Raw genomic sequence first — 21,560 nt, 5'->3', positions numbered from 1 at the left:
CGGCAGTCCGTATGACGGCCAAGTTCAGGGCCGCCGGGTGGGCGCTTCAGGGCCTCTGAACAGACCAGGGCGGCGTCCGGGTGTTTCGCACCCGGACGCCGCCCTCCTGCTGCTTATCCGTTCGCGTCGGGGGTCGGGTCGGGCAGGTCGCCCCCGGTGAAACGTTTGGTGAGCCAGCGGTCGAAGCGGGCCATGTTGTTCGCCTGCCGCTCGAAGGCGGCGTTGATGGCGCGCAGGCGGGTGTGCAGGGCTTTCAGGCGGGTGTCGTCGAGGGGGATGTCGGCGCGGGTCCAGTCCCGGCGGTAGTGACCGTGAATGTCGTGGGTGGCGCGGCGCAGGATAACCATGTCCCGCGCTTCCTCCAGGGTCATGCCCAGGGCGCGCAGGTCGATCAGGTCGCGCAGCAGCCGCAGTGAGTACGGGCCGTACAGCGCCCGGCCGGACGCGGTCACCTGATCGGGCGTCAGGAGGTTCAGCTCCGCGTAGTGCATGACGGTGCGGCGGGTGACGCCGGCCTCGCGGGCCAGTTCGGCGGTCGTGTAGAAGGTCGGGGTCGGGTCGGGCTGGGGTGGGGTCGGGTCGGTCACGGCGTGATGATCACTTTACCGGTCACGCGGCGTTCCAGCAGGTCCCGCATGGCGCGCGGGCCGTCCTCCAGGGTGTAGCGTTCGCTGACCAGTGGCCGCACCGTGCCGTCCATGACCCAGCCGGCCAGCCGGGCGAGGTTGCGGGCGTTCCCGGCAGGGTCGCGGCGCGCGAACTCGCCCCAGAACACACCCACGACCGACGCGCCCTTCAGGAGCGGCAGGTTCAGCGGCAGGCGCGGGATCTCGCCGCCGGCGAAGCCGATCACGAGGTACCGGCCGCCCCACGCGACGCTGCGGAAGGCACTCTCGGCCCAGCGGTCACCGACGGGGTCGAGGATCACGTCCACGCCCTGTTTGCCGCTCAATGCTTTCAGGGCGTCCTTCAGGTCGGTCTGTTCGTAGTTGATGACCTCGTCCGCGCCGTGCTGGCGGGCCAGTTCGAGTTTCTCGTCGGTGCTGGCAGCGGCGATCACGCGCGCGCCGAGCGCCTTGCCGATCATGATGGCGGCCAGTCCCACGCCCCCGGCGGCCCCCAGGACCAACAGGGTCTCGCCGGCCCTGACCTGCCCACGGTCGATCAGGGCGTGCATGACCGTGCCGTACGCCAGCGGCAGCGTGGCGGCCACGCCGAGGTCCATGCCGTCCGGCAGGGGCATGACCGCGGCGGCCGGAGCGTTCAGGTGCGTGGCGAACGCGCCGGTCCCGGTGAACGCCGCGACCCGCTGGCCGACGCTCAGGCCGCGCACGCCCTCGCCGACGGCGGTGATGATCCCGGCGGCCTCCGCGCCCGGCGTGAACGGCAGCGGGGGGCGCACCTGATACTGGCCCATGACCATCAGCGCGTCGGGGTAATTCACGCCGGCGGCGTGGACCTCGATGGTCACCTCGCCGGGCGCGGGGGCGGGGGTGGGCGTGTCGAGGACGGTCAGGGTTTCGGGCTGGTCGAAGGCAGTGCAGGTGAGTGCGCGCATGGGGATTCCTCCAGGGGAAGGGGTCGGGGCGTGGATGGATTGGGGCCGTGCGCCCATCTTAACCCAGCTGTCTTGACGCACACGTTCAAAGTTGACGCGTACGTTCACTGTCGCTAGGCTCTGGGTATCCACAGACGCGCGGGACAGCCCCGACCGGCGGAGCCCGCCCGCCCCACCTTCCCCCTTCCCAGCACCCGAGGAGCGACCCACATGGCCCCCTTCCTGAACCGACGCGACCTGCAATTCCAGCTGTTCGAGGCCCTCGACACCGAGGCCCTGACCGCCCGCCCCCGCTTCGCGGAACACAGCCGCGAGGTGTACGAGGACATCCTGAACGTCGCTTACACCATCGCCGACCGCTACTTCGCCAACCACACCCGCGAGGGCGACCTGAACGAACCGCACGTCGTGGACGGCCGCGTGCAACTCCCGGCCGCCGTCGGGGACGCCATGCGCGCCTTCCGCGAGGCCGGGTTCTTCAGCGCCCACCACGACGAGGAACTCGGCGGCCTGCAACTGCCGTGGGTGGTCATGCAGGCCGTGCAGGCGCACTTCCAGGCGGCGAACGTGGGCAGCAGCGGCTACCCCTTCCTGACCATCGGGAACGCCAACCTGCAACGCATCTTCGCGTCGCCCCAACAGCAGCAGAAGTACATGCTGCCGCTGCTGGAGGGCCGCTGGTTCGGCACCATGGCCCTCAGCGAACCGCAGGCCGGCTCCGGACTGGCCGACATCACCACCACCGCCACGCCCCTCGCTGACGGCACGTACGCCATCAGCGGCACCAAGATGTGGATCTCGGGCGGCGAGCACGAACTGAGCGAGAACATCGTGCATCTCGTCCTGGCCCGCATCGCGGGCGGCCCGGCCGGCGTGAAGGGCATCAGCCTGTTCCTCGTGCCGCGCTACCGCGTGCAGGAGGACGGCAGCGTCGGCGAGAGCAACCACGTCGTCCTGGCGGGCCTGAACCACAAGATGGGTTACCGCGGCACCACCAACACCCTCCTGAACTTCGGCGAGGGCGGCCAGACGGTCGGCGAGATCGTGGGCGAACCGGGGCGCGGACTGGCGCAGATGTTCCACATGATGAACGAGGCCCGCATCGGCGTGGGCATGGGCGCCGTCATGCTCGGCACCGCCGGGTACCTCGCCAGCCTGGAGTACGCCCGCGACCGCCGCCAGGGCCGCCACGCCAGCAACAAGGACCCTCACGCGCCGCCCGTCCCGATCATCGAGCACGCCGACGTCCGGCGCCTGCTGCTGCGCCAGAAGGCCTTCGTAGAGGGCGGACTGGCACTCGGCCTGTACGCCAGCCTGCTCGTGGACGACCTGCAGACCGGCCCCGAAGCAGAGCGCACAGACACCGGACTGCTGCTGGACCTGCTGACCCCCATCGTGAAAAGCTGGCCCAGCCGGTACAGCCAGGAAGCCCTCAGCGACGCCATTCAGGTCATGGGCGGCGCCGGGTACACCCGCGACTTCCCGGTCGAGATGTACTACCGCGACAACCGCCTCAACCCCATCCACGAGGGCACGGAAGGCATCCAGGGCAACGACCTGTTGGGCCGCAAACTCACCCAGGCGGGCGGACGCGGCCTGGAAATCCTGCTGGCGCGCATCCAGGCCGACCTGAACGCCAGCGACGACCTGAGCGGCCTGGACGACATCCGCGCCGCGCTGCGCACCGCCGTCACGCAGTGCTCGTCTGCCCTGAGCGCCCTGCTGCCCCGCGCCGCCGAACTCGGCCCGGACCTGCTGCTGGCGAACGCGAACAGCGCCCTGGAAATGCTGGGCCACACCGTCGTCGGCTGGATGTGGCTGCGGCAGGCCACCGCCGCCGCCCGCGCCCTGCCAGGTGCGCGCCCCAGCGACCAGCCCTTCTACCAGGGCAAACTGCACGCCGCGCGCTTCTACGCCACGCACGAACTCCCGAAAGTCCGCGCGCACGCCGACCTGCTCGCCAGCGCCGACCGCACCACCACCGACATGCACACCGACTGGTTCTGATTCCGAGCGAAGCGACTCGTAAGGCCCCTCCGCAGAGCGAGAGTGAGAGCAACTGGCAATCCAGCGATGCTCCGGATTCTCAGTGCGGCAGAAGGGCTCCGCAGCACCGAGAAGTTTGTCACAAAACTGTCATGCCCGCCCGGTCAGCATGAGGCATGCTTCTGGAACTGCTGATGTGGGGAATCATCCTTCAGGTGCTGCTGGGCGTCGGATTCGGCCTGGTCTGCGCCTACCTGAGCTGGCGCGGCCCACGCGACCCGGACGCCGCTGACCTGATCCCCGCGCTCGAACCGGCCCGCAGCGCCCCGCCAGTGCCGCAGCGGGTCCGGCACGACACGCACTTCAGCTGAACGCCCGGCGCATGAGTGTTTTCTCTGGCTGACCCTAAGGGCACCTTGGCACCCGTTCAAGTTCCGCTCCACGGCAACTCAAGACCGCTGTCATCAGCGCCGCGCGGCCGGGCGGCACACTGGAAGACATGGAACTCCTCTTCGCCGCGCTGGCCATCGCCGTCCCCCTCCTCGCCGTTCCGGTCCTGTACCCCGCCCGCACCGAACAGGCCTCCGCACACGAATGAAGCCGACCCGAACGCACAACATAGACACCACAGACCGGACGCCCTGATACAGGCGTCCGGTTCTCATGGTCTGCGCGGCGGCTCGTCACACCGGGGCATCATACGGATTCCGTTTATTTCGCTGACAATCCGGAACTTCACCGGATTGCCAGCTCCACGTCCGGAACCCGTCTCTCTCCTTCTCGCATCCGCTCGGATTGAACGGGCTTTGCAGCCCATTCAATCCGAGTCCGTATCAGTCAGAAAGTTGTCAGAGGTACCCCCCCTCGGTCGGTTACAGGCCCAGGCTGATGTACTTCGTTTCCAGGTATTCCTCCAGACCCCAGTGGCCACCCTCGCGGCCCACGCCGCTGTTCTTCATGCCTCCGAACGGCATCTGCGGCGCGGCGGCGCTAGGACCGCCGTCGTTGATGCCGACGATGCCGTACTCGAGCGCCTCGGCCACCCGGAACGCGCGGGACAGGTCGCGGGTGTACGCGTACGCGGCCAGTCCGTACTCGCTGTCGTTCGCCAGCGCCAGGGCTTCCTGCTCGGTGTCGAAGGCCACGACGGGCGCGACCGGCCCGAACGTCTCCTCCCGCAGGATCAGCGAGTCCGGGTGGACGTCCGTCAGGACCGTCGGTTGGAAGTACAGTCCGCCCTGGTGTGCGCCGCCCACCGCCGCCCGCGCGCCGCGGGCCAGGGCGTCCTCAACCTGCGCGCGGACCTTGTCCAGTCCCGCCTGCTCGACGACCGGCCCCACGTTCGTCCGGTCCTGCAAGGGGTCGCCCAGCACCAATTCCCCGGTCAGGCGGGACAGGACAGCCGTGAACTCGGCGGCCACGTCGCGCTGCACGTACACGCGGTTGGTGCTGATGCAGGTCTGCCCGGCGTTCCGGAACTTGCTGCCGATCACCTCGCGCGCCGCGCGTTCCAGGTCCGCGTCCGCGAAGATCAGGAACGGGGCGTGCCCGCCGAGTTCCAGGCTGACGCGCTTGAGGGTCTGCGCCGCCTGCCCGTACAGCAGGCGGCCCACGGCGGTACTGCCCGTGAAGGTCAGTTTCCGGACGCGGCTGTCCGCCATGAACGGCGCGCTGAACGACGGGGCGTCGCTGGTGGGCAGCACCTGCAACGTGTTCGCCGGGCCGCCGGCCTCCAGCCACAACTCCGCGAGGTACAGCGCCGTCATGGGGCTCTGCTCGGCGGGTTTGAGGATCATGACGCAACCGGCGGCCAGGGCGGGCGCGGCCTTGCGGGTGATCATCCCGGCCGGGAAGTTCCACGGCGTCACGGCGTACACCACGCCGACCGGTTCGCTGGCAGTGAAGCCGCGCTTGTGGTCAAAGCGGCTGGGTACGCGCTCCCCGCCGATGCGGCTGGCCTCCTCGGCGCACCACTCGATGAAACTGGCGGCATAGAGCACCTCGCCGCGCGTCTCGGTGATGGGTTTGCCCATCTCCAGCGTCATCAGGCGGGCCAGCGGCTCCCGGTGCTCCAGCATCAGGTCATGCCATGTCCGCAGGATCTGCCCGCGTCGGTACGGGTTGACCCGCCGCCACTCTTTCAGGGCCTCCCCGGCCGCGTCGATGGCGCGCCGGGCGTCGTCGGCCGTGCAGTCCGCCACCGACCCGATGGGTTCCAGCGTGCCTGGATGAATGACCTCGAAGGTGTTCGGCGTGGCGTGCCACGCACCGCCGAAGTAAGCCTCGGAGCGGGTGACGGGATCGTTCAGCAGGGTGGTCATGGGAACCTCCGGAAAAGGGCCGGGCGCGCCGGTGCGGGAGAGTGGCGGGAAGTCAGGAGGACAGCAGAAGTCGGGGGACAGCAGGGAGCCGCGCTGGCAGGGACGGCGCAGCGGAGGCCAGGCCGGGAGACGGGTGGGTCGGCCCGATGATAGTGGCTGCGACCTGCCAGCCTCGACCGGCTGCGTCGGGCTGTCCGGATGGACGGATCCCCCTGTCGGAACCGCGCTGGCGGCGGATCAGAATTCGACGGTGATGGTCACGGCGTCGCTGTACGTTCCGGCGAACGGCCGCTGTCCGGCGGGGATCACGCCGTTCACGGTAAGCAGGGACGCGCCCAGCGAGCCGAGCAGGGCAGGCAGCAGGACCACGCCGCCCGCCGTGGACGTGCCGTCGCTGCCGTTGCCCCAGCGGGCACCGAGGGGCGTGAACAGCCCGTAGTTCAGGCGTCCTGACGGATTGCCCAGCATCGCCTGCGCCGCGTAACTGCCGCCCTGCCCGGCCCCGAGCGCCACCTGGAACGGCACGGTCAGCGGGTCCAGCAGGGAGGTGGCCCGGCAGGACACGCTGATGGGCGCGCTGGCCGCCGTGGGAGTCAGGCGGGTCGCGTCGTACGTGCCGAACGACAGGGGAGAGGCGCTGAGCAGGCAGGTGACGGCCGCCTGCGCCCCGCCGCACAGGGTGGAGACGACCAGGGTCAGGCTGCGCCTCCAGCGCAGGCAGCGCCGGGCGGAGGTCAACGGCACGGGAGCTCCTCTACTGGTCCCCACACGCAGGTTCGCTGCTCCCCGCCGGGCAGGGTCACGAGCAGCGGGTCGCCGTCGCGGGCGTCCGGGACGTGCACGAAACCGCCGCCGAGCAGCGGGACCGGCTGCCCGCGCAGCGTGACCGCCGCGTCCGGCGGGACGGGCAGGCGGCGCAGCGGTTCGCGCCGCAGCTCGCCGCTCAGGTCCACGACCTGCACGGTCGCGCGGCCCAGCCGCACGCGCACGCTTTCCCGACGGGCCGTGACGCCCAGCGGCAGCCGGTCGATGTCGACGCCAACCGTCAGGAACTCCTGACCGGACAGGAACGGCAGGTGCGCCACGCCCCGCGCGTCGCTCGTGACGCTGGCGCCGTTGGCGCTGAGCGGCACGCCCGGCTGACCCACCTGCACCCGGAGCAGCCCGCTGAACCCGCTGGGCAGCAGGGCGGGCGTCGGGGTCAGGGTCAGGGTGGTGCCCAGCGCGGCGGCCAGCGTGCCGGGCGGGCCGAGCGTGCCGCTCAGGCGCAGCGAGACCGGTCCGCTGGCGCTGACGGTCACGGCCGGGTCCGGGAGGATGTCGGCGCGGTACGAGGCGTTCCAGCCCGGAAGGTACAGCGGTCCCTGCGCGCTCAGCACCGGGACGCTGCCGTTCCCGTCGTGGCGGGCGCCACTCTCAACGGTCAGGTCCGGCTGCGCGCGGCTGAGGGTCAGCAGCAGCTGGCCGGTGACCTGATCGCCCATGCGGGCCGCCGTGACGCCCAGGCGGGCGCTCCAGCCGGCCGGGAGCCACTCGCGCGGCAGGGCGGTGCGGGCCGAGGCGCTCAGCTCCGCGCCGGCGCTACCGTGACCGCCGGCGATCTGCGCCTGCGCCGCGCCCCACGGTCCCTGCCAGTCGGCGCTAGCCTGCACCTGCCAGCGCTCCAGCCCGCCGGGCGTCCAGCTGCCCTGGGCGCGCGCCCCGAACTGCACGTTGCCACGCCCGCCCTGCACGCCCGCCTCGGTCGTCAGGGTCGGGCCGGACCTGTCGCGGACGGCCGTCACGCGGCCGTTCAGAGTCACGGGCTGCCCGGCGGCCGTGACGGCTCCCTGGGCGCTCAGGCCCAGGCGGTCCTGCGCGCCCAGGCTGGCGTCCAGGATGTACTCGACCTCGCGGGCCGTCCAGCGCAGCTGCGTGTCCCACTCGTGCCGGGTGGTGCGGCGGTACTCGACGCGGCCCTCGATCTCGCCCGGCGTGCGCCGCCCGGCCCGCGCGTCGAAGGAGAGGCGCTGCTCGCGGGTGCCGGCGGCGTCCGTGACGCTCAGCGTGGCCGTCCCCGCCACCGCCGGGAAGGGCAGGTCACGCAGTTGCGTGCGTCCCGCCGGGACCGTCCCGGCCGTCAGGACCGCCTCACCGATCCGCAGGACGTACGTGGCGGGCGTGGCCGACTCGATCCACACGTCCGGCAGGGGCGGCTGCGGCGCGCGGCGCTGCACGCTGAAGCCCGGCGCGCCGCCGTCCAGGCCCGGCAGCAGCCCGCCCCGGACTTCCCAGGTGCCGCCCGCCGCGTCCGGGCGGCGCAGGAACACGTACCCGGCTCCGACCTGACCGGCCGCGATCTGACCCTCTGCGGCCTGACCTGTTCCGGCCGGACTGCCCGCGTCGGCGACCGGGTCCGGGCTGGCGGCCGGGTCCGGACTGGACAAGGGCAGCGCGCCGCTGACCGCCGCCACCACGCCCGCCCCGCCGGGCAGTTGCGCCTCCAGGTTCAGGGCGGCGCTGACACTCAGGTCGCCCGGCTGGGTCGTCTGCACCGTCACGCTGGAGTGCAGGACCGCGCCGCCGGCGGGCTGCGCGGGAATGGCCGACTCGCCGCTCTGCTGGTCGCCGTAGAAGGCCGCGCCGGGCTGCACGGTCAGGGTCAGGGTTTCCGGGTCCAGCTGGGCGGGGACGTTCAGGGGCGTGAACAGTTCAGGGGCGCAGTCGCTGGTCAGGCCGATCAGCGGCGCGTCGGCCGCGAGGATCAACAGTTGCCCGTCTATCTGGGCGGCCAGCGTCTCACCCAGCACGGCGCGGCCGTCCGTCAGTTCCACCGGCAGCTGCGCGGCCGCTGGGACGCTCACGCACCCGGAGGTGGTGCCGGACGGGGGGGCCGGTGGCGGGGTTGCCGGCGCGGCCCCCGCGCCGGGCACGCCCGCGAGCAGCAGCGGGAACAGCAGGTGGGCCAGCAGGCCGGCCCGGCGGGTCACGGGCGGTCCGGGTCCAGTGGCAGCCCGGTCACGCGGCCGTCGTCGGCGAGATACCGCAGGCCAGTCACGGTCCCCTCGGCCGGGAGGGTCAGGGTGCGCTGCGCGCCCGGCAGCACGTACGTCAGGCCCAGCGGGACCCAGTTGCCGGCCAGCTGCGCTTCCAGCGCCCCGAGTTTCGCGTGGCCGCTGCCGGTGTTGTGCAGGGTCAGGACGCGGCCCTGCTGCCGGGCCTGCACCTGCGGCTCGCCGCGCGGCCCGTCGAACAGCGGCACGCTCAGGCGCAGCAGGGTCTGCACGCCGGTCCCGCCACTCGCGGGTTGCTGGGTCAGCAGCAGTCGGTAGGCCTGCTGACCGGTGGGGGGGGCACCCAGTCTCGCCAGCCTCAGCACCTGCCGTCCACCGGCGGGCAGGGTGACCTGCGCGGGCGCCACGATCATGTCCGGCGTGGTGTTCAGGGCGTCAGTGCCGGACTGCGTCCAGCGCAGCAGCTGCGCGCTGAACACGACGGGCTGCGTGCCGGAGTTCGAGACGGTCACGCTGACTGTCCGCGCGCCCGGCGCGAGGGTCAGCGTGGTCGGGCTGACTGTCAGGGCAAAACTGCCCGGCGCGCCCTGCGCCGCCACGGGCGCGCCCAGGGTCAGCAGGCCCAGCAGGGCGCCATGCAGGAAGCGCCGCCCGGTCCGGGACCGGAGGGCGCTGCGTTCTGGGCGGGACCGGAGCATGCGCCTCAGTATTCCAGAGTCAGGGTCACCACGTCGGAGTAGTTGCCGGCGCTGGCGACCTGCGCGCCGGTGGCCGTCACGAGGACCGCGACGTTCGTGGAGAAGTCGCCGCCCAGGGGCACGGCGCCGGTGGAGAACCCGACGGGCGTGGTGACCATGGTGTAGTTCAGGTACTGGTCGAGGCTGGTGTGTTTCATGCGCAGGCCGCCGCTGTAGTTCTTGCCCTGGTCGGCGGAGACCGTGAATAGGGTGGGCACGTTGCAGGTGACTGCCAGGTTGGCAGTGCCGGCGCTGCCGGAAACGAAGTTGTAGTTGCCCAGGTTCAGGGTGCTGCTGGCCAGGGTGCAGGAGGCGTTCACCGTGGCGTTGATCGTGAGGGTGCCGGTGCTGGTGGCAGCGAGGGCGGAACCGGAGAGCAGCAGCGCAGTGGTCAGGAACTGTTTCATGAGGCCTCCCGATGCACTGGCCGTCCGACCGTTCCGGTCAGGGAGTGCAACTTGAGACTCAGTGTGCCGGGGGGCCGGTCTCGCGCCTGTCACAGCGTTCCAGATGAAGACCGGGTCAGCCGGGTTCTGGTGTGACATTCCAGTTTTCTGACGTGCCAAACACGAAAAGATGTGCCTCCGGAGGTCCTGCGGCGGACGGTTGACGGCTTCTGCTCTGGCGGGTCGGTCTGGTTGCCGGAACGGGTTTGTGTGTGCTGCGCAGCTTCACGGGCGGTCAGGTGAGGATTGTGTCATACGGATTCCGGCCTCAGTTCAGGCGGCCGTCCACGATGTGTAACACGCGGTCGCACAGGTCCAGCACGCGGTCGTCGTGCGTGACCATCACGGCGGCCCGGCCGCGCTCCCGGACCTGCTGGGCGAGCATCTGCACGACTTCACGGCCGCGCGGGCCGTCCAGGCTGGCGGTAGGTTCGTCGGCCAGGATCAGCTGCGGGTCGTTCATCAGGGCGCGCGCGACGGCCACCCGCTGCCGCTGACCGCCGCTCAGGGCCGCCGGGTAGTGCCCGGCCCGGTCGCCCAGGCCCAGGGTGCGCAGCAGGGCGTCCGCGCGGGTCCGACCGGCGTGTGCGTCCTGACCGGTGAGGTGGGTGACCAGCGTCAGCTGTTCGCGCACGGTCAGGTACGGGATCAGGTTGCTGCTCTGAAGCACGAACCCCAGTTGCTTCAGGCGGAAGGCAGGCAGCGCGGCGGCCGGGAGCGCCGTGACGTCCTGCCCGGCGATCAGGACCTGACCGGTGCTGGGCTGCAGAAGCGCGCCGGCCAGGGCCAGGAAGGTGCTCTTGCCGCTACCGCTGGGGCCGCTGACCGCGACGAGTTCGCCGGGCCGCACATCGAGCGTGGTCGGGTGCAGGGCCGTGACGGTGCCGTCGCCGTCCCCGTAGGTTCTGCTGACCGCGCGCAGCGACAGCGTGGGCGGGTTGGACGGCGAAGGGTGCGGCTGGGCGGGCGTGGGCTGGGTGTGCAGGGAGGCGGTCATGCGGTTCTCCTGGGCTGACGGGTGGGGGAGAGGCGGCTGGCGGGGCGGGTCACGTGGGCGGTCACGTGGAGGCGCCGATGGCGATCAGCGGGTCGACGCGGGCGATGCTGCCGAGGCTGAGCAGGCTGCTGAGTGCCGCGACCGCGACCAGCAGGGCCGACGCGCCCAGCACGGTGGGGGCCGTCAGGGTGAACGGCAGCCCGGCCGGGAGCAGGGCGGCGGCGCCCAGCGTGACCAGCGCGGCCACCGTGACCGCCAGAACGCTCAGGACCATCATCTGCGCCACGAGACTGCCGGCCAGGGTGCGGGTGCTGGCACCGATGGCCTTGAGCAGCCCGAACTGCGGCGTTTTCTGGAGGGTCAGGACGTAGAAGAACACGGCCAGCACGAAGGCGGCCACGACGATCAGGAACACCTGGATCATGATCAGGCTGCCCTGTTCCTCGCGGTAGCCGGGCAGTTCTTGGAGGGCGGCGGCGCGCGTGTGGACGGTCACGCCGGGAAGCTGCGCGGCGAGGGCGGCCGCTTCGCCCTGCGCGTTCAGGGCGACGGTGTTCACGGTGCCCTGCAGGCGGGGGTTCAGGGTCTGCCAGTGCTGCAGGGTGACGAACACGACCGGCTGGTGGTTGAGGCGGGCGGCGCGCGTGAAGCCGATCACCTGCAGGGTCTCGCCGCCGGGTTTGAGGGTGAGGGTGTCCCCGAGGGTCACGCCGTCTTCGCGCAGGGATTCGTCGACGACCGCTCCGGTGCTGCCGGCGCTCAGGGGTTGGCCCTGCTGAGCGGCGGGGTTCATGAAGCTGCCGGGTTGTACGCCCATCAGGACGCCGCTGAGTTGCTGGTCGCCGTGGCTGAGGGTGGCGAAGCTCTGCGCGAGGGGCGTGGCTTGCGCGCCGGCGACGGCCTGAAGGCGCGTGACGGTGTCGGGCGTCAGGAAGGAGCGTGTGAAGACGCCCCCGGAGTCGCGGGTGGTCACGAAGTGCGTGGCGGGCGTTTCGATGAGGAGCGCGGCGTTGTCGTGGGCGAGGCCGCGGGTGAGGCCGGTGAGCATGAGCACCATGAAGGCGATCAGGGTGACGATGCCGCCGATCAGCAGCGAGCGGAGGCGGTGGTGGCGGAGTTCGCGCAGGGCCAGGTACATAGCATCTCCCTTGACTTGAGGCTTGACTTACCGGTCGGTAAGCAGCCTCCTTACCGTACGGTAGGTAAGGAGCAAAGTCAATCTATCCAGCCCGCTGCGTCGTTCTGCTGTCCTGCCAAGCTGCAGCAAATATCCCCCCGCGTTCAAAATTGACGCGCACGTAAACTTTCGCTTATGCTGGCCGGGCAACCCCATTCATTTCCACCCGGAGGACCCCATGGCCCTGAAAGACCTGTTCAACCTGACCGGCAAGACCGCCCTGATCACCGGAGGCAGCCGCGGCCTCGGCCTGCAGATCGCCGAGGCCCTCGGCGAGTACGGCGCCACCGTCGTCCTGACCGCCCGCAAACAGCACGAACTCGACGAGGCCAAAGCCCACCTCGCGGGCCTGGGCATCACCGCGCACGTGTACGCCAATGACCTTGGCGCCTTCGACACCATTGACCCCCTCGTGGAACGCATCCACGCCGAGGTCGGCCCCATCGACATCCTCGTGAACAACGCCGGGGCCACCTGGGGCTCACCCACCGTCGACCACCCGCTCGACGCATGGATGAAAGTCATGAACGTCAACGTGAACGGCCTGTTCCTGATCACCCAGAGCGTCCTGAAACGCTGCATGCTGCCCGCCGGGAAGGGCCGCATCGTGAACGTCGCCTCGGTCGCCGGCCTCCAGGGCAACGACCCCCGCATGGCGCCCACCGTCGCGTACAACACCAGCAAGGGCGCCGTCGTGAACTTCACCCGCGCCCTGGCCGCCGAGATGGCTGACAAGGGCGTCACCGTGAACAGCATCTGCCCCGGCTACTTCCCCACCAAGATGACCAAGGGCACCCTGGCGTACGGTGAGCAGTCCATTCTGGAATCCACGCCCATGCACCGCCTCGGCACCGATCAGGACCTCAAGGGCCTCGCGCTGCTGCTCTCCAGCGACGCGAGCGCCTACATGACCGGCCAGAACATCGCCGTGGACGGCGGCGCCGGCGTCGTATGACCGCGCCCGCCGGAATCCGGCCGGATGAACTGGCCGCGCATGTCGGCACGCAGGTCGCGCTGTCCGACTGGATCACCGTCGGCCAGACCCGCATCGACGCCTTCGCACACGCCACCGGCGACCACCAGTTCATTCACGTGGACCAGGACAAGGCCGCGCAGGGACCGTTTGGCGGCACCATCGCGCACGGGTTCCTGACCCTCTCCCTGCTGGCCGGTGAGTTCATGACCCACGGCGGCGCCCCCCACATCGACGGCGCGCGCCTGACCGTCAACTACGGCCTGAACCGCGTGCGCTTCATCGCGCCCGTCCGGGCCGGTGCCCGCCTGCGCAACCGCGCCGTCCTCCAGTCCGCCGAACCCGGCCAGGGCTTCGTGCAGATCACGGTCGCCAACACCATCGAGATTGAAGGTGCCGACAAGCCCGCCTGCACCGCCGAGAGCGTCTTCCGGGTCTACCTATGACCAGTGCCCCGACCGACATGCTCGCCATGGCGCAGGGTGTGCTGGACGCCCAGCCGTTCAGCACCCTCGTCGGCGCTCGCGCGATCCGCTTCACGCCCGAAGGGGTCGAGGTGAGCCTCGCGCTGCGCCCCGACCTGACCCAGCACCACGGCTTCGCGCACGGCGGCCTGCAGGCGACCCTGGCGGACATCACCCTGACGTTCATGGGAGCCGCCGCGCTGGGACCCAGCGTCCTGACGAGTGAATTCAAGATCAACTTCCTGCGGCCCGCGCAGGGCGACACCCTGATCGGGCGTGGCACGGTGCTCAGCGCCGGGAAGCGGCAGGCCGTGACCCGCTGCGACCTCTACGCCGCGCAGGGCGGTCAGGAGAAACTCGTCGCCACGGCGCTGGGCACCATCGCCCGCGCGGACGTGCCGTGAACCCCGGCGCTGTCTACACCCTGGAGCGGGGCGCAGAGGTCCTGGGCACCCTGACCGTCACCGGTGCCGGACCGTTCGCCATTGACGCCAGCTTCGAGCCCACGCCCGCCTTCGACCCGTACCGGGTGCTGTTCGACGAGGATGCCCGCTACGCGCACCTGATCGCGCAGGACGACGCCCCCGCGCTGCTGGAGCAGGCCGGGGCGATTCAGGAGAGCCTGCTGGCCCTGAATCTGGTGTTGCGGCGCGAGGGGAACGTCGGTTTCCGCACCTTTCTGCTGAGCATCGAGGGTGCGGGCGCCAGCTTCCGGCCCCTGACCCCCGAGGAGGAACCCCTATGACCGTATTCGACGTGACCCCCCGCGCCCGCGACCTGCGTGAACGCCTGACCGCGTTCATGGAGGAACACATCTACCCGAACGACGCCGAGGTTCACCGGCAGATCGACACCGGGAACCGCTGGGAACACCTGCCGCTGATCGACCAACTCAAGCCCAGGGCGCAGGAGGCGGGCCTGTGGAACCTGTTCCTGCCGCCCGCCAGCAGCCGTGACGGGAAGTACGGCGCGGGCCTGAACAACCTGGAATACGCCGGACTGTGCGAGATCATGGGCCGCGTCTGGTGGGCACCCGAGGTCTTCAACTGCTCGGCTCCCGACACCGGCAACATGGAAGTCCTGGCCCGTTACGGCACACCCGAACAGCAGGAGCAGTGGCTGATCCCCCTGCTGAACGGCGAGATCCGCAGCGCGTTCTCCATGACCGAACCGGACGTCGCCAGCAGCGACGCCACGAACATCCAGTCCAGCATCGTCCGTGACGGCGACGAATACGTCATCAACGGTGACAAGTGGTGGACGAGCGGCGCAGGCGACCCGCGATGCAAGATCAGTATCTTCATGGGCAAAACCGACCCCACGGCCGCCAAGCACCTCCAGCAGAGCATGATCCTCGTGCCGCTGGACGCGCCGGGCGTCACCAAGGAGCGCATGCTGACCGTCTTCGGCTACGACGACGCCCCGCACGGCCACGCGCAGATGACCTTCCGGGACGTGCGCGTGCCCGCCGCGAACATGCTGCTCGGCGAGGGCCGCGGCTTCGAGATCGCGCAGGGCCGCCTCGGGCCGGGCCGCATCCACCACTGCATGCGCCTGATCGGTCAGGCCGAACGCGCCCTGGAACTCATGATCGAACGCGCCGGGCAGCGCACCGCCTTCGGCAAACCCCTCAGCGGGCACCAGCACGTCCGCGAGGCCATCGCGCACTCCCGCATGGAGATCGACCAGGCGAGGCTACTCACCATGAACGCCGCGCACATGATGGACACCGTCGGCAACAAGGAGGCGCGCGGGCAGATCGCGGCCATCAAGGTCGTCGCACCGAACGTCGCGCTGCGCGTCATCGACCGCGCCATCCAGGTGTACGGCGGCGCGGGCGTCAGCCAGGACACGCCGCTGGCCATGATGTACGCCCAGGCCCGCACCCTGCGCCTCGCGGACGGCCCGGACATCGTGCACACCGAAACCGTCGCGAAAGTCGAGATGAAACGCCACGCCGCCCGCCAGGGCTGAAGTTATAACCCGGTTATAATCAGCCATGCAGAAGAAGCTGACAACTATCGGAAAGTCCCGCGCGCTGATCATTCCCAAAGAGCTTCTGGAACTGTACGGATTTCAGGAAGAGGTCGTGATCGAGCCGACTGATGGAGGCCTCATCCTGCGTCCCGCACAACCTGGACTGAGTTTCGCGCAGGCGAAGGAGAAACTGTTCGCTGACAAGTCTGACCTGCTGGCCCGGCTCAGTGACGCATGACAGTTCACCTCACTGCCGAGAACGTGACCGATTTGCATGACGAGGCCATTGCAGCGCACGGGGGTCTTCCGGGACTTCGTGACGCAGGAGCACTTGCCTCAGCAGTTGCTCAGCCGGCCATGCAGGCTTTCGGTGTGGAGCTCTATCCCACTCCAGTAGAAAAGGCGGCGGCGTATCTCTACTTCCTTTCCAGGAATCATGCGTTCATAGATGGCAACAAACGCACGGCCTACGCGTCAACGTACGTGTTTCTCCTTATGAACGGACTGCATTTGAGTGGGTCGGATGACGCAGTGTTCGAGCTGGTCCTGGCGACGGCTCAGGGTCAACTGGCTGACCCGAGAATGGTCGCTGAACGATTAATCCAACTGGTAACACCACTAACGGAGGAATGACATGGAATTCAACGGAAAAGTGATTGTGGTGACGGGAGCGGCGTCCGGGATCGGGCTGGCGCTGGCGCAGCGGTTCGTGAAGGAGGGCGCGGTGGTCGTGGCGTCCGACCGGAACGCGGAGGTTGGCGCGGCGAAGGCGGCCGAGATGGGCGCGCGGTTCCTGCCGGCCGACATCGGGCAGGAGGCGGGCGTCAAGGGCCTGATCGACGACGTGCTGGCGAACGAGGGCCGCATCGACCTGCTGTGCTCGAACGCCGGGATCGCCATCGGCGAGGGGCCGGAAACGAGTGACAAGCACTGGGACCTGATTCACCGCGTGAACGTGATGAGTCACGTGTGGGCGGCCCGTCACGTGCTGCCGCACATGCTGGAGCGGGGCGAGGGGTACCTGCTGAACACGGCGTCGGCGGCGGGTCTGCTGACCGAACTGCACTCCGCGCCGTACGCGGTGACCAAGCATGCGGCCCTGGCGTTCGCGGAGTGGCTGGCGATCACGTACGGCGACCGGGGCATCAAGGTCGCTGCGCTGTGCCCGGAGGGCGTGTGGACGCCGATGATCCAGAACGCGCCGCTGCTTCAGCAGACCGCGATCACCACCGACGAACTGGTCGAGAAGACCCTGGAAGTCCTGCGTGCCGACGGCTTCCTGGTGACCACGCATCCGAGCACCCTGAAGTCCTTCCAGAACAAGGCCAACAACTACGAGGAGTGGATCAGCAAGATGCGTCACCTGCGTGGCAAGGCCATGAAGCTGCTCGACGGTCAGGCCTTCGCAGCGCAGCCCGGCGCGGGTCACCCGGAGGAGTCGCGGGCGTGACCCGACCCGAGACGGCCCCGGTCCGGCCGGGTGAGGAACTGCCGCTGGACGCGCTGCGCGAGGCCATGCGCGGCCGCGTGGCGGGTGACGTGGACGACCTGAGCGCCCTGCAGTTCCCCGGCGGGTTCTCGAACCTGACGTACCTCGTGCGGGCGGGCGATCCGGCGCGGGGCGGGCAGGAGTACGTGCTGCGCCGCGCGCCGCTGGGGCCGGTCCCGAAGGGCGCGCACGACATGGTCCGCGAGGCGCACCTGCTGGAGAAGATCCACCCGGTGCTGCCGGTCGCGCCCCGCCCGGCGCTGATCGTGGAGGACCCGGCCGTGATCGGTTCGCCGTTCTACCTGATGGAACGCCGCCACGGCACGGTGGTCCGCACGCGCCTGCCCGCCGAGTACCGCGACCTTCCGGACGCGGCGCGGCGCATGTCCGGCGCGCTGGCCGACACGCTAGCGGACCTGCATGCGGTGGATATCGACGCGGCGGGCCTGCGGGACATCGGCAAGCCCGAGGGCTTCAATGCGCGGCAGGTATCCGGCTGGGCCGGGCGCTGGCGACGCGCGCGCGAGGCGCTGCGGGACACGGGCGACCTGCCCGCCCCGGACGACCTGAACGACGAGCGCGTGATCGCGTGGCTGGAGGCGCACACGCCCCCCGAGAGCGCGCACACGCTGGTCCACAACGACTTCAAGCTGGACAACCTGATGCTGGACCCGGCCGATCCGGGCCGCGTGACGGCGCTGCTGGACTGGGAGATGACCACCGTGGGCGACCCCCTGGTGGACCTGGGCCTGACCCTGACCTACTGGACCATGCCCGAGCTGCCCGGCGGGGCGCCCAACGAGGTCGGCGCAGCCTCGCCCGGCTTCCTGGGCCGCGACGAACTGGTCGCCCGCTACGCGGCGCGCGCTGCTCGTCATGTGACGAGCGACCCGCAATCACACCTCGCGGCGCTGGAACGGGCGCTGCCGTGGTACGAGGTGCTGGGCCACTTCAAACTGGCGGTGATCGTCATCCAGATCTTCGCGCGCTACCGCGCCGGGCAGACCAGCGACCCGCGTTTCGCCCCGCTGGCCGGTCAGGCCGGGTGGCTGATCCGCGAGGCGTGGCGGCGCATCCGGGAGCAGGACGCCCGCGCGTGATACGGGTTCCGTCTGTTTCGCTGACAGATCGGAACACCACTGATCTGCCAGCTTCACGTCCGGAACCCGTTTTTCTCCTACTCTGCGGGGCAGCTCTACGAGTCGCATCTGCCCGGATTGAATGGGCTTTGCAGCCCATTCAATCGGAGTTCATATGAGCGAACTGATCCTGATCCGCCACGGGCAGGCCACGCCGTTCGAGGCCGACACCGACCGCCTCTCCCCGCTGGGCGAGCAGCAGGCCTGGACGGTCGGCGCGGCCCTGCACGCGGCGGGCGTGCGCCCCACGCACGTCCTGCACGGCCCGCTCGTGCGGCAGCGGCGCAGCGCCCAGCTGGCCCACCAGCCCGGCTGGCCCGACCCTGTCCTCGACCCCAGACTGGCGGAATTCGACGGGGACGGCCTCGTCGGTCACCTCGCCCCCATCCTGGCCGAGCGGGACCCGGCCTTCGCGGCGCTGTCCGCCGAACTGGCCGCGCAGACCGGCGGCCCGGAACGCAACCGCGCCTTCCAGAACTACCTCGAAGCCCTGGCCGCCGCGTGGCAGGCCGGGACCCTCACCGACCGCCGGGTCGAACCCTGGGCAGAGTTCCGGGCGCGCGTGCGGGCCGCGCTGACCGACGTGCTGCGCCAGGGCAGCGGCTCGACCGTGCTGGCCTTCACCAGCGGCGGCGTGATCGGCCTGACCGTCGCCCTCGCCCTGGACGCCCCGGACGCCTCCGCGCTGACCCTGAACTGGCGCGTGAAGAACGCCTCGGTCACGCGGCTGACCTTCGGCGGGGGGCGCGTCAGCCTCGATACCTTCAACGAGACGCACCACCTGCCGCCCGACCTGATCTCCTGGCGCTGAAGCCTACGCCCGGTCGGGGGCGTCCAGCAGCGCCGCGCCGTACGCCGTGAAGGCGGTGTCCTCGCCCGGCGGGTGAGTCAGGCCCGCGCGGGCGTCCCGCAGCAACTTTCCCAGCGGCAACGCGGCCGTCAGCGCCCCGCCCCCGGCGGCGCGCATGGCGAGGTCCGTGGCGTCCACGGCGGCGTTCGTGCAGACCGCCTTCGCCGCGCCGATCAGCGGGACCGCCCCCGCGCCGGGCCGGGCGTCCCAGGTGGCCGTCGCGTGCGCCAGCAGCGTCCGCGCCGCCATCAGCTGCGCCCCGATGCGGCCCACCGTCTCCTGCACGCGCGGCAGCGTGGCGATCGGGGCGCCCAGCGCTGTCGGGATCCGCTCGTGCGCGTAGCGGCGCAGGGCGTCCAGCGCCGCCTCGCCCACACCCAGGTACGTGGCGGCCACCGCCGTCCAGAACCACGCGCTGCTCGCCGGATGAGACGCGGCCGGCGGGGCCTGCAGCGCGGCGGGCGCCCGCTCGAACACCACGTCGTGGCTGCCGCTGCCGCGCAGGGCCAGCGCGCCCTCCCAGGTCGGCTCGACGCGCACGCCCTCACCGCGCAGGTCCACCCAGTAGCGGCCCACCCGCCCATCCGGCGTGGCGGCCGACACCAGCGCCCAGCGCAGCGCCCGCGCGCCGGTACTCCAGGTCTTGCGGCCCGTCACGAACCACACGCCGCTCTCGAAGCCGCTGCCGTCCGGGGTCGCCACCGTGCGCGGCAGCCCCCCGCGCGACGGACTGCCCAGCTCCGGTTCACTTGCCAGGGCGTTCAGCAGCTCGCCGCGCACACCCGCGCCCGCCACGGCGTCCAGCAGGTGCGGCGGCAGGCTGCGCCCCTGGAACGCCGCGCCCGTCACGTGCCCGTGCATCGCCAGGATCAGGGCGAGGCTGGCGTCCGCGCGGCCCACCTCGGCCTGCGCGCGCGCGAACACACCCAGGCCCGCGCCCAGGCCACCCGCCTCCGTGGGCACGGTCAGGCGCGTGTACCCGCTCTGCGAGAGGGCCAGCGCCGCCCCCGGCGTCACGTCCTGCGCCGCCTCGCACGCCGGGGCGTGCTCCTGAATGGCGCGGACGGCGCGGGCCACCACCTCGGCCTGCTCGGACGTGAACTCCGGAAAGGTCATGCGCGCAGGCTAGCGTTCAGGCGGCGGGCCGCGCGTCCCGCCGGGCCGGGGCGCTGATGCCCAGCGCCAGCAGGCCCGCGCAGACGGCCAGCACCGCCGACGCCAGGAACGCCGGGCCGTAACTGCCCAGCACGTCCCGCACCTCGCCGCCCAGCCAGGACGCCAGCGCCGCGCCCACCTGATGCGCGCAGAAGATCCAGCCGTACACCGTGCCCACGTTCGCCCGACCGAAGGTGTCGGCCGTCAGGGCCGTGGTCGGTGGCACCGTGGCGATATAGTCCAGCCCGAACAGCACCGCGAACGCCGTGAACGCCAGCCCCGGCGGCACCAGCGGCAGCAGCGCGAGGCTCAGGCCGCGCACCACGTAGTACACCGCCAGCAACAGCCGGGGGTCCACGCGGTCGGTCAGGTAGCCGCTGGCCAGGGTCCCCACGAAGTTGAACGCGCCCATCAGCGCCAGCAGGCCCGCCGCGAAGGTGGCGGTCAGGCCCAGGTCGCCGCAGTACGCCATGAAGTGCGTGCCGATGATGCCGTTGCTCGTGAACCCGCACGCCAGGAACGTCAGGCTCAGCAGCCAGAAGTCCCGGCTGCGCACGGCGCGGCGCATGACGTGCGGGTCAGGGACGGGCGGCGGCGTGGGCCACGCGTGCGTATCCCCGTCCGGTTGCAGTCCCAGCGCCTCCGGCCGGTCGCGCAGCAGCGCCCACAGCGGCAGCGCCAGCAGCAGCGCCGCGCCCGCGACGACCAGCGCTGCGCCGTCCCACCCGATCCGGCCCGCCCAGGCGGTCAGCAGCGGAATGAACAGCAACTGCCCGGCACTCGTGGCCGCGCCGAACACACCCACCACCAACCCGCGTCGCCTCACGAACCAGCGCGTGGCGACCGTCGCGCCCAGCACGCTCCCGACCAGTCCGGTGCCCAGACCGCTCAGCAGGCCCCAGCTCAGGTGCAGCGCCAGCGCCGATCGCGCCAGCGTGCTCAGCCCGAAACTGACGGCCAGCAGCAGCAGGCCCGCCGTCGCCACCCGGCGCGGCCCGAAACGGTTCATCAACCGGCCCGAGAGCGGCGCGGCCAGCCCGAACACCAGCAGTCCCAGGCTGGCCGAGAAGGACAGCGTGCCCCGGTCCAGGCCCAGCGCCTCCTGCATGGGCAGCAGGAACACACCCGGCGCCGAGCGCGCACCCGCCGCCACGAGCAGCGCGACCACCGTGACCGCCACCACCACCCACCCGTAGTACAGCCGCCCACGCGGCCCCGAGTTGTCTGTCATGCGCCCAGCATACGGGGGGCGCGGCGCGGGTGGGCGGCCATTTGCTGCCACCCACTACAGCAGAACC

Annotated in this window: 23 protein-coding genes; 12 read left to right on the top strand and 11 right to left on the bottom strand. The window is 70.8% G+C overall.

The window, feature by feature from the left end; all coding sequences use genetic code 11:
• Window positions 1–113 precede the first annotated feature (113 nt).
• Window positions 114–587: a MerR family transcriptional regulator gene (locus CBQ26_RS07490; RefSeq protein ID WP_088248027.1), complete on the bottom strand. Its 474-nt coding sequence runs from the start codon at window positions 585–587 to the stop codon at window positions 114–116.
• The gene (locus CBQ26_RS07485; RefSeq protein ID WP_088248026.1) at window positions 584–1,558 is read right to left on the bottom strand and encodes an NADPH:quinone oxidoreductase family protein; all 975 of its coding nucleotides are present in this window, start codon (window positions 1,556–1,558) and stop codon (window positions 584–586) included. The genes CBQ26_RS07490 and CBQ26_RS07485 overlap by 4 nt, the downstream gene beginning before the upstream one ends.
• A gap of 210 nt (window positions 1,559–1,768) precedes the next feature.
• On the opposite strand from CBQ26_RS07485, the gene CBQ26_RS07480 reads away from it, so the two are divergent.
• Complete coding sequence (locus tag CBQ26_RS07480) at window positions 1,769–3,565, top strand: acyl-CoA dehydrogenase (protein ID WP_088248025.1); 1,797 nt, start codon at window positions 1,769–1,771, stop codon at window positions 3,563–3,565.
• Between the two features lie 155 nt (window positions 3,566–3,720).
• Complete coding sequence (locus CBQ26_RS07475; protein ID WP_088248024.1) at window positions 3,721–3,915, top strand: hypothetical protein; 195 nt, start codon at window positions 3,721–3,723, stop codon at window positions 3,913–3,915.
• 501 nt (window positions 3,916–4,416) lie between these two features.
• Here CBQ26_RS07475 and CBQ26_RS07470 read toward each other — a convergent pair.
• The 7 genes from CBQ26_RS07470 to CBQ26_RS07445 all read right to left on the bottom strand — a co-directional run bounded on the left by CBQ26_RS07470 (window position 4,417) and on the right by CBQ26_RS07445 (window position 12,176).
• A complete protein-coding gene (locus CBQ26_RS07470) occupies window positions 4,417–5,865 on the bottom strand; it encodes an NAD-dependent succinate-semialdehyde dehydrogenase (RefSeq protein WP_088248023.1) in 1,449 nt (482 codons plus the stop codon).
• 237 nt (window positions 5,866–6,102) lie between these two features.
• Window positions 6,103–6,609, bottom strand: coding sequence for a spore coat protein U domain-containing protein (locus tag CBQ26_RS21780; protein ID WP_172417972.1), 507 nt, complete (start codon window positions 6,607–6,609; stop codon window positions 6,103–6,105).
• Window positions 6,600–8,834 (bottom strand): hypothetical protein, encoded by a 2,235-nt coding sequence (locus CBQ26_RS21775; protein ID WP_172417971.1) that lies wholly within the window; start codon window positions 8,832–8,834, stop codon window positions 6,600–6,602. Before CBQ26_RS21775 ends, CBQ26_RS21780 begins: the two co-directional genes overlap by 10 nt.
• Window positions 8,831–9,556 carry a fimbrial biogenesis chaperone gene (locus CBQ26_RS07460; protein WP_088248021.1) on the bottom strand — a complete coding sequence of 242 codons (726 nt, stop codon included), beginning with the start codon at window positions 9,554–9,556 and terminating at the stop codon, window positions 8,831–8,833. Before CBQ26_RS07460 ends, CBQ26_RS21775 begins: the two co-directional genes overlap by 4 nt.
• Before the next feature lie 5 nt (window positions 9,557–9,561).
• Window positions 9,562–10,002: a spore coat protein U domain-containing protein gene (locus CBQ26_RS07455; protein ID WP_172417970.1), complete on the bottom strand. Its 441-nt coding sequence runs from the start codon at window positions 10,000–10,002 to the stop codon at window positions 9,562–9,564.
• A 307-nt stretch (window positions 10,003–10,309) separates the two neighbouring features.
• Window positions 10,310–11,038 carry an ABC transporter ATP-binding protein gene (locus tag CBQ26_RS07450; RefSeq protein WP_088248019.1) on the bottom strand — a complete coding sequence of 243 codons (729 nt, stop codon included), beginning with the start codon at window positions 11,036–11,038 and terminating at the stop codon, window positions 10,310–10,312.
• A 61-nt stretch (window positions 11,039–11,099) separates the two neighbouring features.
• A complete protein-coding gene (locus CBQ26_RS07445) occupies window positions 11,100–12,176 on the bottom strand; it encodes an ABC transporter permease (protein ID WP_088248018.1) in 1,077 nt (358 codons plus the stop codon).
• A gap of 217 nt (window positions 12,177–12,393) precedes the next feature.
• Here CBQ26_RS07445 and CBQ26_RS07440 point away from each other — a divergent pair, with 217 nt between their 5' ends.
• The 10 genes from CBQ26_RS07440 to CBQ26_RS07395 all read left to right on the top strand — a co-directional run bounded on the left by CBQ26_RS07440 (window position 12,394) and on the right by CBQ26_RS07395 (window position 19,068).
• Window positions 12,394–13,170, top strand: coding sequence for an SDR family oxidoreductase (locus tag CBQ26_RS07440; protein WP_078305103.1), 777 nt, complete (start codon window positions 12,394–12,396; stop codon window positions 13,168–13,170).
• Entirely contained in the window at window positions 13,167–13,634 is a 468-nt protein-coding gene (locus CBQ26_RS07435; RefSeq protein WP_088248017.1) for a MaoC family dehydratase, read from the top strand. The genes CBQ26_RS07440 and CBQ26_RS07435 overlap by 4 nt, the downstream gene beginning before the upstream one ends.
• Window positions 13,631–14,056, top strand: a complete 426-nt coding sequence (locus CBQ26_RS07430) for a PaaI family thioesterase (protein ID WP_216360342.1) — start codon at window positions 13,631–13,633, stop codon at window positions 14,054–14,056. The genes CBQ26_RS07435 and CBQ26_RS07430 overlap by 4 nt, the downstream gene beginning before the upstream one ends.
• Window positions 14,053–14,397 (top strand): hypothetical protein, encoded by a 345-nt coding sequence (locus CBQ26_RS07425; protein WP_088248016.1) that lies wholly within the window; start codon window positions 14,053–14,055, stop codon window positions 14,395–14,397. The genes CBQ26_RS07430 and CBQ26_RS07425 overlap by 4 nt, the downstream gene beginning before the upstream one ends.
• Window positions 14,394–15,626 (top strand): acyl-CoA dehydrogenase family protein, encoded by a 1,233-nt coding sequence (locus CBQ26_RS07420; RefSeq protein WP_088248015.1) that lies wholly within the window; start codon window positions 14,394–14,396, stop codon window positions 15,624–15,626. The genes CBQ26_RS07425 and CBQ26_RS07420 overlap by 4 nt, the downstream gene beginning before the upstream one ends.
• Window positions 15,627–15,651: 25 nt before the next feature.
• Window positions 15,652–15,867 (top strand): AbrB/MazE/SpoVT family DNA-binding domain-containing protein, encoded by a 216-nt coding sequence (locus CBQ26_RS07415; RefSeq protein ID WP_088248014.1) that lies wholly within the window; start codon window positions 15,652–15,654, stop codon window positions 15,865–15,867.
• Window positions 15,864–16,262 (top strand): type II toxin-antitoxin system death-on-curing family toxin, encoded by a 399-nt coding sequence (locus CBQ26_RS07410; protein WP_088248013.1) that lies wholly within the window; start codon window positions 15,864–15,866, stop codon window positions 16,260–16,262. Before CBQ26_RS07415 ends, CBQ26_RS07410 begins: the two co-directional genes overlap by 4 nt.
• Window position 16,263: 1 nt before the next feature.
• On the top strand, window positions 16,264–17,079 hold the full coding sequence (locus CBQ26_RS07405) for an SDR family oxidoreductase (protein WP_088248012.1): 816 nt from the start codon (window positions 16,264–16,266) through the stop codon (window positions 17,077–17,079).
• Window positions 17,076–18,218: a phosphotransferase family protein gene (locus CBQ26_RS07400; protein WP_088248011.1), complete on the top strand. Its 1,143-nt coding sequence runs from the start codon at window positions 17,076–17,078 to the stop codon at window positions 18,216–18,218. The genes CBQ26_RS07405 and CBQ26_RS07400 overlap by 4 nt, the downstream gene beginning before the upstream one ends.
• A gap of 154 nt (window positions 18,219–18,372) precedes the next feature.
• Window positions 18,373–19,068 (top strand): histidine phosphatase family protein, encoded by a 696-nt coding sequence (locus CBQ26_RS07395; RefSeq protein ID WP_088248010.1) that lies wholly within the window; start codon window positions 18,373–18,375, stop codon window positions 19,066–19,068.
• A gap of 3 nt (window positions 19,069–19,071) precedes the next feature.
• Here the strand turns inward: CBQ26_RS07395 and CBQ26_RS07390 are convergent, their stop codons facing one another.
• Window positions 19,072–20,223 (bottom strand): acyl-CoA dehydrogenase family protein, encoded by a 1,152-nt coding sequence (locus CBQ26_RS07390; protein WP_088248009.1) that lies wholly within the window; start codon window positions 20,221–20,223, stop codon window positions 19,072–19,074.
• Window positions 20,224–20,239: 16 nt separating this feature from the next.
• Window positions 20,240–21,493: an MFS transporter gene (locus CBQ26_RS07385; protein WP_088248008.1), complete on the bottom strand. Its 1,254-nt coding sequence runs from the start codon at window positions 21,491–21,493 to the stop codon at window positions 20,240–20,242.
• Between the last annotated feature and the right edge of the window lie 67 nt (window positions 21,494–21,560).

It is taken from the genome of Deinococcus indicus (assembly GCF_002198095.1).
GTDB classification, from domain to species: Bacteria; Deinococcota; Deinococci; order Deinococcales; family Deinococcaceae; genus Deinococcus; species Deinococcus caeni.
Note: the sequence above shows the minus strand (reverse complement) of the source record. Positions and strands in the feature narration are given on the sequence as shown.